The sequence below is a fragment of the Niastella sp. genome (genome assembly GCF_045805085.1).
In the GTDB taxonomy this organism is placed as follows: Bacteria; Bacteroidota; Bacteroidia; order Chitinophagales; family Chitinophagaceae; genus Niastella.
This window is the reverse complement of record NZ_JBJMLX010000063.1, coordinates 16,216-27,954: the sequence shown is the minus strand read 5'-3', so window position 1 is coordinate 27,954 and position 11,739 is coordinate 16,216. Positions and strand designations below refer to the sequence as shown.

General features: G+C 46.5%; 10 protein-coding genes. 2 read left to right on the top strand and 8 right to left on the bottom strand.

Annotated elements, in window-relative coordinates:
• Together ACJ751_RS02670 and ACJ751_RS02665 are read left to right on the top strand one after the other, a co-directional pair.
• A partial coding sequence (locus ACJ751_RS02670; protein WP_407743832.1) for a YeiH family protein occupies window positions 1–672 on the top strand: 672 nt, incomplete at its 5' end.
• A gap of 55 nt (window positions 673–727) precedes the next feature.
• Complete coding sequence (locus ACJ751_RS02665) at window positions 728–1,210, top strand: hypothetical protein (RefSeq protein WP_407743831.1); 483 nt, start codon at window positions 728–730, stop codon at window positions 1,208–1,210.
• Between the two features lie 73 nt (window positions 1,211–1,283).
• On the opposite strand, the gene ACJ751_RS02660 is transcribed toward ACJ751_RS02665, so the two are convergent.
• From ACJ751_RS02660 to ACJ751_RS02625, 8 genes are all read right to left on the bottom strand, one after another.
• Window positions 1,284–2,030 carry a ThuA domain-containing protein gene (locus tag ACJ751_RS02660; protein WP_407743830.1) on the bottom strand — a complete coding sequence of 249 codons (747 nt, stop codon included), beginning with the start codon at window positions 2,028–2,030 and terminating at the stop codon, window positions 1,284–1,286.
• A gap of 127 nt (window positions 2,031–2,157) precedes the next feature.
• The gene (locus ACJ751_RS02655; protein WP_407743829.1) at window positions 2,158–3,051 is read right to left on the bottom strand and encodes a DUF1338 domain-containing protein; all 894 of its coding nucleotides are present in this window, start codon (window positions 3,049–3,051) and stop codon (window positions 2,158–2,160) included.
• Window positions 3,052–3,123: 72 nt separating this feature from the next.
• Window positions 3,124–4,182: a saccharopine dehydrogenase family protein gene (locus ACJ751_RS02650; RefSeq protein WP_407743828.1), complete on the bottom strand. Its 1,059-nt coding sequence runs from the start codon at window positions 4,180–4,182 to the stop codon at window positions 3,124–3,126.
• Between the two features lie 280 nt (window positions 4,183–4,462).
• Window positions 4,463–6,133, bottom strand: a complete 1,671-nt coding sequence (locus ACJ751_RS02645) for an amidohydrolase family protein (protein WP_407743827.1) — start codon at window positions 6,131–6,133, stop codon at window positions 4,463–4,465.
• Window positions 6,134–6,919 (bottom strand): uracil-DNA glycosylase family protein, encoded by a 786-nt coding sequence (locus ACJ751_RS02640; RefSeq protein WP_407743826.1) that lies wholly within the window; start codon window positions 6,917–6,919, stop codon window positions 6,134–6,136. It lies immediately after the preceding gene.
• 148 nt (window positions 6,920–7,067) lie between these two features.
• A complete protein-coding gene (locus tag ACJ751_RS02635) occupies window positions 7,068–8,744 on the bottom strand; it encodes a glycoside hydrolase family 43 protein (protein ID WP_407743825.1) in 1,677 nt (558 codons plus the stop codon).
• 191 nt (window positions 8,745–8,935) lie between these two features.
• A complete protein-coding gene (locus ACJ751_RS02630) occupies window positions 8,936–10,594 on the bottom strand; it encodes an endo-1,4-beta-xylanase (RefSeq protein ID WP_407743824.1) in 1,659 nt (552 codons plus the stop codon).
• 23 nt (window positions 10,595–10,617) lie between these two features.
• Window positions 10,618–11,727 (bottom strand): glycan-binding surface protein, encoded by a 1,110-nt coding sequence (locus ACJ751_RS02625; protein ID WP_407743823.1) that lies wholly within the window; start codon window positions 11,725–11,727, stop codon window positions 10,618–10,620.
• Between the last annotated feature and the right edge of the window lie 12 nt (window positions 11,728–11,739).

Genomic DNA, 11,739 nt, shown 5'->3' with positions numbered 1-11,739 from the left:
ATTTTTGGTACGTTGATCATTGGTACTATCATCGGCCGGCTGTTCAGGATCAATAAAAAAACAGCCTATCTAATTGCCGCCGGAACAGCCATCTGTGGCGGCAGCGCCATTGCCGCCATTTCACCGGTGATAAAAGCAGAAGAAAAACAAATCAGCGTATCGCTGGGCACCATCTTTATTTTAAACGCCAGTGCCCTGGTTTTGTTTCCGCTGGTGGGGCATTATGTACAGCTCAACCAAACCCGGTTTGGACTTTGGTGCGCCCTGGCCATCCACGATACCAGCTCAGTAATAGGCGCAGCCAGTAAATATGGAAATGAAGCATTGGAGATTGCCGCCACTGTAAAACTGGTGCGGGCATTATGGATCATCCCCGTGGCGTTTTTCAGCACCCTGATCTTTAGAAATAAAGGCGCCCGGATCAAAGTCCCCTGGTTTATCGGGTTGTTTGTAGTAGCCATCTGCTTAAATACGTACGTTCCAGCCATCCAGTACGTCAGTCATACGATTGTCGGCATTTCAAAAGGGGCGCTTACGGTTACACTTTTTCTCATTGGTTGCGGGCTATCAGGCAAAACGGTAATGTCGGTTGGTTGGAAACCCGTTTTACAGGGACTCATTCTGTGGCTGATCGTTTCTGTGAGCACCTTGGTGGCGATAATATATTTGTAATTGCTTTCTTCAATTAGGCTTTTGTGTTACTTTGGAGGTAAGAAATCCTAAACCCATGTTATACTTCAAGACTATCAAAATTGAGAACACCGACCCGGAAATAGTTGAAAAAGCGGTCCGCGCATTCTCATTAAAACGACTCACTTCGCTTGACCTTATTACCTCATCGGTGAGCTATGCAAGTGAGGATAAGTATTTTTTAGGAGTGGAAAAAAGCAATGATTTATTTATTACCCGGGTAAGAACGCCTATTGAGCGTATTTTCCCGAAACTGATCGTTCGCTTTAAAAAAGAAAACGAGTTTACTTCTTACCAAATAAGATATAGCCTGCCGGCCATCGCATTTTGGCTCTTAAACGTAGTTGGATTATTTGCGGACCTGTTTTACCTGCTCACGACTGATGATTTTACTTTTGAGGGTTTGTTCTTAATAACTTTGATAATAGTGTTCTTCCTGTTGTTCACCTTACTTGAGCTCACATTTACCAGGAACCGCATTAATAAAGCCATAGAAAAGACGGGCGTGACTGAGTTTTAAAGTGTGTAAAAAAGAAAAATACCTGTTCAGGCATTACTTCCGAACAGGTATTTCTATACAAAGCATAAACGTTCTACTTCATTTTCACCTTGCCCATCGCATATTGCAAACCGCCCCATACATGTTGCAGGTACAGAGGATCGGCATACGATTCATCGGTATGGCCTAATTCGGTGTAAAAGGCACGGCCACCTTCAAAGTTGTGGTACCAGGCCATTGGATGGTTAGGACCGTTGGTGCCGCCCTGATAGGAACTTTCATCGATGGAGATGAGCACATGCAGATCGGGCTGAATGTCTTTAAAATTATACCATTCATCGGTGCGTTTCCAGGGACGGGGTAAATGTTTTGTGGCAATGTTGGTACTGTCGTTAATGATCAGCACGGCCTCCTGGATCTTGGGATGCTTTACAAAATAAGCCCCTACCAGTTTGCCATACCAGGGCCAGCCGTATTCGGTATCGGTGGCTGCATGCACACCCAGAAACCCACCGCCGGCCTGGATGTATTGCTGAAAAGCCATTTGTTGCTCCTCATTCAATACATCGCCTGTGGTGCTTAGGAAAACAATGGCTGCATACTTCTTCAGGTTGGCCAACACAAACTTTGTTGAATCGGTTGTGGTATCTACCTCGAAATGATACTTTACGCCTAACTCCTGAAAGGCTTTTATGCCTGCATCGATGGATTTGTGATGGTAACCGGCTGTTTTTGAAAATACCAGGATCTTGTCTTTTGCCAGGGAAACAATTGTGAAGGATAATAAAAAGAGCGCGGTCAATACAAATTTCATGTAGGCAGGTGCTATCGTTTTCTTCATGTTGTATAATTAATTTTTATATACTTGTCCGATCCTGAAAGTTACATAGAAGTCGGAATAGCATGAAGAAAGGTTGCATGAAAAGTTGACCAGTTAACTTGTTAACAAATTAACTGGTCAACCTGTATTATCTATTCGTTTGCGAACTGTACGTGCTTTCAAATATTTTATCCGCATTACCTGCCTCAAACCCTTCCCGGCGATGGATCCGCTGTACCTGGTCTTTGGGCAAATGCGCAAATTGCGGCAAAATGCGTCGCTCCGCAAATTCTATATACGACCCTGAAATGGCATGTATTTCGCCCCCGGCAAACTCCGCATCGATCATTTCGGCTACCGTGGAGCTTTGTAATAACCCGCCATCCGGACTGGTCTTTATTTTGCCGCCGGCATTGTTCAGTGTAAATCCATTGCGCTCCAGGAATTCGTTGAATTGGGCAATGGTATTATACCCATCCTTCAGATTATGTATGCTAATGGTAAAATGGTTGAGGTAATACCGGTTGTAAATAACCCAGGCTGCATATTCGCTTTGTGCTGCCAGGGTTTGATAATCTGCCCAGGTTGGCAAGCGCCACAAGCCGCTGTGCAGGAACTGATCTACAGCACTGGCATCATCGAGGTTTAAGGAGGAAACAGGATCAGCAGTTACTTCGTTCGTATAACTGGTGACGATCTGTTGTACTTCGGGCGACAGGTCCTTCACGCGCAGCTCGCTGATGAAAATACGCGGGTATTGCGGTGAGGGCGGCGCATACCAAAAGGCATCGAGCTTCTTTTCAGGAAAGTGATAGTAATCTCTTTTCTGGTAGCCATAGTGCAAAAAGATCTTTTCCAACGATTGTATACCCAGTTGCGGCACCCCCATGGTGCGAAATGCAATGTGGTCATTTTCAATATCTGCCGGTTGCCTGATGATATTTTCCTTTATCATGGCATTGATAATGGCCGATACATCGGGCACGCGCTCTTTGTAGCGGTTCATTAAGCCGGATAATACTTTATCTAGTGTTGTTGACATTTGCTTTAGTTTATTGTTAGGCAGGCCTCCCTCTAGCCCCCTCCAATGGAGGGGGAATGCTATTTCAGTTGCTTAATGATTCTTAGCATACAAACTTCCATTCTTAGTTTTCTGAAACTTCTCAAACGGGATCTCTTCCTGCCTGATAAATCCCTTTTGCGGTAATTCTTTACTGGCTACCATTTCTACCACGGCGGCTACAGAAGCGGCAGTAGTCCAGGAGATGGCGCGCCATTCTTTACCATTGATCGTAATAGGATGATAAGCCTGATAGAATTCTTCCCGGGCCAGCTCCTGCCCTTTCCAGCCTTCCACTACGGCATACACATACACCACATCTTCGCGTACCGGGGGTTTCGCTTCCGTTAGTATTTGTTCAGTTAACTCGCGTTTGTCTTTCAGGATCAGCTCATATAATAAAAAGCGCATCAGGCGGGCATGACCCGGGTACCGGATGGTTTTGTAATTGAGCGTATCCACTTTTCCTTCCAGGGTTTCGCACAACGTACCTAAACCCCCGCTGGTGCTGAAGGCTTCAAACTCCTGCCCTTCTATGTTAATATGTTCTATACCATCTAACGATGGCACCATTTTACGCATGCCGTTGTGAATTACTTCGGCATCGTTGATGTATTCATTGATAACCCCGGCCGGCGACCAGGTAAATGAATAAGCCATCAACCCATTGGGATAACGGGGCAAAGCGCCTACGCGCAATTCTACATCGCGTAGTTTGGTGAACCGGTGACAAAGATCGGCACCAACAATTCCAATAAACCCGGGCGCCAGTCCGCATTGCGGCGCCATTACTCCTTTGGAGGTTTCAGCCATTTTACGGATAGCGCTGGTAGTGGGCACATCTTCGGTAAGATCGAAATAGTGAATGCCGGTTTTAAAAGCGGCTTCGGCTACCGGTAAATTCAGGTTATAGGGTAAACAGGACACTACTGCATCCTGTTTCGACAACAATTCTTCAAGGAACTTAGCATCGGTTATATTTCCTGTGACTACTTTAAATGGTACATCGGCAGGGGCCTTTTGATCAATACCAGTAACAGTAAAAATATCATTCAGCAATGTGGCTACCAGTGAACCCACCTTGCCCAGTCCGACAACGGCAATATGTTTCATAATTTAATTTAATTAAAAGAATGATTAATGTGCAACCCTTACCCCATGGTTTGAGCTACAATTCAGGATGAAATATGTGTTGAAGACATAAGTACTATGGCACGTTGGCGCATGCACTTCGCAGAAAAGCGAGATAAGAGTAGAATATTTTTACGCTGTAATTCACTATGCGAATGTATTCAAAGATGATTAAATAACAAACTGTATGCTTGAAAATTCGGATAGTGAAGGCTTTATGTTATAATTCCCGTATTTGATACATGGTGCAAAAAGCAGCATTTTAGAGGTCGCTGTACATCTTCTTTAGTCCTTTCTTGATATAATCCGGCAGGTTCATTTGAATGGCTACTTTTTTAAAGAAGGACTTGTCTGAGGCAACGGTAAGCGCATCGAGCTGAATGGGGATGAGCGTTTCGGGTTTTATTTCCATTGGCGCTAACTTTTTAAAGGGCAGGCCATGTTTGGCCATGGGGTCAAAATGGGGACGAACCGCTTCGCCTTCCTCTTCATCATGATCTAACACCAGTACCCATTCCGGTTCTTCATTGGCGGCAGGTTTGGCTTTTAACGGCACCAGGAAACGGTTCCCCTGTTTATCCATCATACCCCGCAATGGCAAGGATCGGGTAGCCAGTTTCTTTATATTCTTTAAACCATCCTTTACCTTTTCTGTGGCTGCTGACAGCGTTAGGGCACCTACTACAGGATCCTCAGTGAGTTGTTGCAGGTTGAACAGTTTGTTTTTTCCACCAATGGTTTTGGCTTCAGTACCGGCACTGCCGAAAGATCGCATTAAGCTGGCATCGCCATAGCGGGGCGTTCCGTTTATCACTACCAGGGAAATACTTTTTTCTGATGCCTGCAGCAGGGTTTTATAAGGGTCAGTTCCTGATCCCTTTACCACTATCAGATCGGCGCGTTTGCCTTTTGCCAACGTGCCCAGTTCTTTATCCCATTTAATGATCCGGGCGGCGTTTTTAGTGGCCATGGCAATAAGTTCATAATCGGTAAACAGTTTTCCATTAGCCTCGCTGTAGAGTTTGGCTACCTTGAGCTCGCCTAACAGGTTCTTACTACCGCTGGGCGCCCAGTCGCTTCCCAACGCAATGGTAATACCACTTGCCTTCGCACTTTTAATATCGGCTGTTTGTCCGTATAACAACAGGTTGCTAAAAGGCGACCAAACCATCGACGCGCCTTTTTGTTTCATGATGGTAAAATCTTTTGGTTGCAGGGCCACGCAATGGATACCGGCGAGCGAAGGGCCTATGGCCCAGTCGTTCCCGCTTAGCCGCAGGTCTTCAAAATGTTTGTGCGCCGAGGCATTGGTGCCTTCACTTAAGTGCAACAGTAAGCAACTGCTTTTTTGTAATTGTTTGAAGAACTTCTCCGCATCGCGGGCAGTAATATCAGGTATATGTGCATCTACGTTGGGTAAGGTGGCGTCGGCCGTTTCTTCTACGTTGCGTACTATTCCGCGGTAATATTTTTTTATTCCCGCATTGCTGAATAACATAATTCCCTGCGAAGTAGTAACGCCTCCGGCCAGACATTTACATTCCACATAGCGCACAATGGCCTCTACATAACCTTTAGTTTTACCCAGCAGGTTCATGGGGTTACTGATGAGTTGTTTGTACTGATCGATGCCACTCCACTGGTCGCGGTTCTCGTATTTCTTAGGCACCTTCCAAAGCGGCAAACAGTTATAACTTAAATGGTTGTGTAGTTCTATAAACCCGGGAAAGATGACGCCTTTTGTTTTGTATATTTTACAATCGGTCAGGGTTTCGGGAATGGGTTTGCCATCGGGGATGATGGCTTCAATGCGGGCGGCGTTGATGAAAATAGTTCCCTTGATGATCTCGTCAGGTGCTGCCATGGTGGCGATGGTGCCATGCAAGCCATAACGGGCGCTTTCGAGCGGGTCTATGATCGGTTTCTTTGCCATTTAGCTGAATTGGGGTGCTTTCCATGTTAAAGTGTGGTGGTCGTCGGGCGATGGTCTGCTAACACTGTTCATGCCGCCCTTTTTCCTAAAGAAGGCATCGTTGCCAAACCAGTCGGGCAGGCCAAACGGCAGGTCCATGCGTGGTATGGCTGCATAATCGGCTTCTGTAAATGTAGCGCCATACAAAGGCTTTTTGGTAGAGGCGCCTTCGTCGGGGGTAACGATCTTGCGTAACTCTTTTACCACGCGGTTCCAGTCGGTGAGCATTTTCTTTTCGCCGGCCGCGCCGCCTGAATGATAGCTGGGGTGATAGGTTTCAAAAACCGGAACCTTGCCTTTGGTATCCCATAACTGCACTGCTTTTTGTGCCACTGCACCAAAAGCCACTATTGCCTGTAACGATGGCTTTTTAAGCATGTTGAACAGTTTATTGCGCCAGGCTAACAGGTCGGGTTGTGTGAGTAGTTTTAACCCATCGTCGAGGTGACTGGGAAACAAGGCATAGGCCCAGCCATTTACACAAACATACGATTGGGTTAGTCCTATTTTGTTTAGAAAGCCCTGTACCCGTTGTCCGGCATTGCCTACCAGGGTTCGGCCGGCAATGCGTTCTGTGGGGCCGGGATCTGAGGCCACGCAGATGACTTTGGCGCTCCCATCGAGCCGGCCGCGGTAAAACACCGGGCCCCAGTCGTACCAGAAATTTTCTTTTATAGCGCCATAATCGGGCAAGGCCGCAAAATGATTGGCGAAGGAGGTGTTGGGGCCTTTGTCGAATTGAATCATACAGCTTGTTTAATTGGTTTTTCGGTTAACCATGTTGCTGTTTGAATAGGGACGGGGCAATAGGCAATTGCCTATTGATCTAAAGCTACTAACTATGCGGAATTATTTCATCCGTAGTTTTACTGATTCTGGTCAGGAACATGATACACTAATCATCATTGCCCTTGCTTTCAAAATAGCTGAACACGGCGCTGTTGGTGGTGGGCGCTCCGCTTGAGGTGGCATACATCGCATACATACAACCTACAAAGCCACCGGCGGTGTGGGTGCTCAGGAAACCGGCATCGAGGCCCTCTTTAAATGTTTGCCAGGTTTTGCTGCCTTTTTCTGCATAATAAAAGGAATAGGCATTGCCGTTGGTTTGAATTTTTAACTGAAGCGGCTGCTGGTTGTTTGTTTTAATTTTCAACGTACTCAGCAGTAAGGGATCTCCGCCATTTTTGCCTGGTCCCCGATACAATTGCAATACGGGTTGGTTATTGTCGACCGACTGACAGAGGTAGTAATAAAAATTTTCATTTTGAAACACCATTAACCCGGCTTTCTCCTGCGAACTGGCAGGTGTAAAGGTAAGCGCCGTGGACGCATAGCCCCGCTGATGCGATTGCCGGAAACCAATGAATGCCGGATTGGCTTTATCGGCACAGGTAGTGGGTTTTAGTTGTATGGTGAGCGTTCCCGTAAGACTGTTGATCTGGTACCAGGGTTCACGCACGGTTCGCAGGAACTGGTAGCGATTATTTAAAACAGTGCTTTTAAAATTGTCCGTGAATTGAAAATCGCTGCTGAATGGCAAGGGATTTTTAGCAGTGGCGCCGGGAATGGTTACTTTATCAGGCACCGTTTCATTAGCCGGCAGAATAATTGGCCAGTCTTCTTTCCATTTAACAGGCGCCATAAAAGTTTCCCGGCCGGTATTGTATTGATCGTCGGTATAAGGGCGGCAACCCAGGAACACGGCATACCAGCTGCCATCGGGTGCTGTTACCAGGTCGGCATGGCCGGTTGAGGTAACTGGTCGCTTTCTGTTTACGTTTAGCTGACGCTGGGTAAGAATGGGATTGCCAGCATAGGGTTCATAGGGCCCTTCTGCCTTTTTACTTTTAAAGATCACTTCCGAATGATTGTACGCGGTTCCACCTTCTGCACACATTAAATAATACATCTTGTTGTATTTGAAAATGTGCGGCCCTTCAATCCAGACCGGTTTTTGCGAAATATCCGTTCCGCCGTTTACAAGTGTGATCTCCTCCCCTTTTGTTTGCAGAGTGGTCAGGTCCAGTTCATACATCCTGATCGTTCTGTGACCATCGTATTGAGGTTTGTTCTCGGGCGCATCGCTGTTGTAAGTAATATAGACTTTGCCGTTATCATCAAAGAACAAAGAGGGGTCAATGCCTTTTACATTAGGTAAGAAGACAGGGTTGCTCCAGGGGCCTTTGGGATTTTTGGCAGTAATAATAAAATTGCCGCCATGGCTCGTATTGGTACAGGTTATATAGAAGGTTCCTTTAAAAAAACGGATGGTGGGCGCAAACAACCCGCCCGATACGTGTGTATTATCCAGGTTCAATTGTTCGGGCCGGTCCATGGCAAAACCAATTTGTTCCCAATTGGCCAGATCGGTACTGTGAAAGATGGGTAACCCGGGATAATAGGCAAAAGTAGAATTGACCAGGTAGTAATCGTTGCCCGCCCGGCAAATGGAAGGATCGGGGTAAAAACCGGCTAAGATGGGGTTATTGACCTTAGCTGTTTGCCCTATAGTATTTAAACAGCATATGAAAAGGAAAGTAATTGCCGGAAGAAGCGATTTGGTTGCCATGGGTGCATCGTTATTTGAAAGTAAGATCACCTTTGAGGTGATGCTTATCAAATATACAAAAGATGCAGGAAGTAGGATGTAGGATGTAAGAAGTAGGAGGTAAGATGTTCGCTAATGTTCAGCAATCTGATTAAAGTCTGAAATCCGGAATTTCAGACTTTTCTTACTTCCTACTTCCTACCTCTTATTTCTTATTTCAACTGCAATCCCGTCAGGAACTCGTTATAGGCATCTTTTTTATTATAATTATCATCCCACAACAAGGGATAATCTTTAAGATGGTAGGGCATGCGGTTGCGTAACCAGGAGTCGCCATCGCCTACACCCCAGATGGTTATCCCATAGCGTTGGGCCCCGGGCACATTGCGCAGATACGATTCCACCACATACCTGAATTTGGCGGCCTGTTGCGGCAGCATGGTGGGCGACAATACAAAATTGGCCGTTTGCGGGTTCTGCTGATCGCCCAGGTTTACGCTGATATCCAGTTCGGAGATCTTTACCAGCAAACCCAGCCGTGCCATTTTCATTAATGCATTGTCAATGGCGGTGTTCGACACCAGGTAGGTCATGTGCATTTGCAACCCTACCCCATCAATAGGAACACCTTTTGTTTTTAACCTTGTGATAAGCGCAATGAGGCTATCCATTTTGGTGGTATTGGTCTCATGGGCATAATCGTTCAAAAATAATTTAGCGGTGGGGTCGGCGGCATGCGCATACCGGAAAGCTTTTGCAATCATACTATCCCCGTTTGTAAGCATTTTTTTGGCAGCGTCCCTGTCCCCCAGGTAATCGCCCCAATAGAAAGCATCGCTGGCGCTGGTACCGCTTCTCAACACACCATTGTCGTCAAAGGGTTCGTTGATCACATCCCAGGCATGTACCCTGTCTTTATACCGGGTAACCATGCTGGTAATAAAGTGCTGAAGGGTTGTATCAATCCGCAGTTGTTGTTCGGCAAAACCAGCTGCAGAGGCCGGTGGATTAGCGAGCGTAACGCTTATACTGTCTATGTAATAGGTATTGGGTGTAGATCCCATGTCGAATACGATCTTTTTGGTGGCGTTATTCGAAGAGAACGTCCACTCATAAGGCGCCCAACTGGTAGTGGGGGCATAATCAGCTGAATATTGAGCAGAACCGCCATTGTTGCTTAACCTGAATTTCCCACCTGCAGCAGCCGCTTTTGCATAAAACCGTACTTTGTAAGAGGTGCCGGATGTCATGGCAATGTCGTCACTTACTACCTGTACATCCCAGGGATTACCAGCTACTGCCGGCGCAGCTTTTAGTGAGCGTGCGCCCTCGTACATTTCCCCTGCGCCCGTACCCGCACTTACGACAGAACCGCCATTCCAGACACTCCAGTTGAGAAAGGTTACCCCGCTGCCTGCTGCTTCAAAACCACCGTTTAGAATGAGGCTGGGATTGTTGGGCGCTCCCGTGCCGCCCTGCGCCAGTAAAGCCCGCAAATAATTTCCATTGTTATTTTGAAACCAGCATAGGGTATGTCCGTATACGCTCATCCCGGCCCCTGTAACACTATTCACAAATGCATCTGCATTGGTAAAGTTATAAGAACCGTTGCCCTGGATAATGGCTCCATGTTTCATTACATAACCGGGAGTGGCATTGTCGAACTGAGATTTTACAAGAGTGGTATAATTGCCACCGGCCATGAAGGCAGTATAATCAACGCCAACGCCCAAAGGAAACGTGGCTGCGTCTTTTAGTGTCAGATCCAGATCGGGGTGAATGGTATCCGGATCGTTGTTTACCTTTTTCTGGCAGCCGGTTATGCAAACAAGCGCCAACAGGCCAGGCCATAATATATTATTGAATGTCATTTACAGATCGTTTTGTTGTTATTCTAATAAGCAAACCGCACATTGTCAATATTCGCTTCCATCGGGTTGGTGTTATAGTTCTGAAAATGGAACTTCACTTTAGTGATCTTTGCAGGATCCGGCGTCAGCGTACCACCGCCATAGTTATTTAGCAACTGGGTTAAAGGAATGGCTATGGTGTTCCAGCCAGTGCCATTAACAGGCACGCTCAGGGCAAAATTGGTAGCATTGGCATCGGTAGTGGTTTCCTGCACAATTACCTGCAGTATGGTAGCCGTTTTACCATTGTTGTTAACATCAAACTTTAAGGTGGTGCCGGCTGTAGCAGACGTCATGCCAAATGTTTGGTTGGCAGTGCTAAGGGCAAATGTTGAAACGCCTGCATAGGAAGTTGTTGCCGGTTGTTTACAGACCGCTTTTAAAAAGTTTCCTGATTTAGGGGCCGGATTGACATTGGTAACGGTTTTCGAATCCATATCGCCGTAAGCGTACCAGGAGTTGCCATCGGCAGCCAGCCCGCCGCCATCAAAATCTGAGATCAGGTATGCCCGCTCCCCTATGGTAATGGCTCCTGTACTGTACGTGGTACCACCCCAGGTTACTATGGAAAGTAACCCGGAAGCAGCGCCCGCGGGTACTTTTATTTTTAACCGCGTACGGCTCGATGAATCTACTATGATTGCTTTTACATTGCCGATATATACGCCATTGATATTGGTGAACATGCTTCCGGTGATGGTTACAGTATCGCCTACAGGCACGTTACCCGGGTTAAACCCATTGATCACCGGGGCTGGTTGCAGTACAGAAAAATCAACGGTAGCGGTTTTTCCCTCCCGGTTGGTAATAGTGATCTGCTGTGGACCGTATTTAGCGTTGGTTGGCACATTGGTAAAAATAGCCGACCCGGTATTGAACACCGAACTGAACGAAGCAGTGGCAGTATCGAATTTTATAGAAATTATGTCCTGCATATCGCTCCCCGAGATAGTGATAAAGGTTTCGGGCAATGCCGTGGCAGGGGTTACCGATAAATTACCGGGCGTGGGGATGTCGTCGTCTTTTTTACAAGCTGTATATAATGTAGTTGCCAGTATACAAATCACTGTACAACGTAAAATATGTTTGTTCATTTGTTGGCCAGA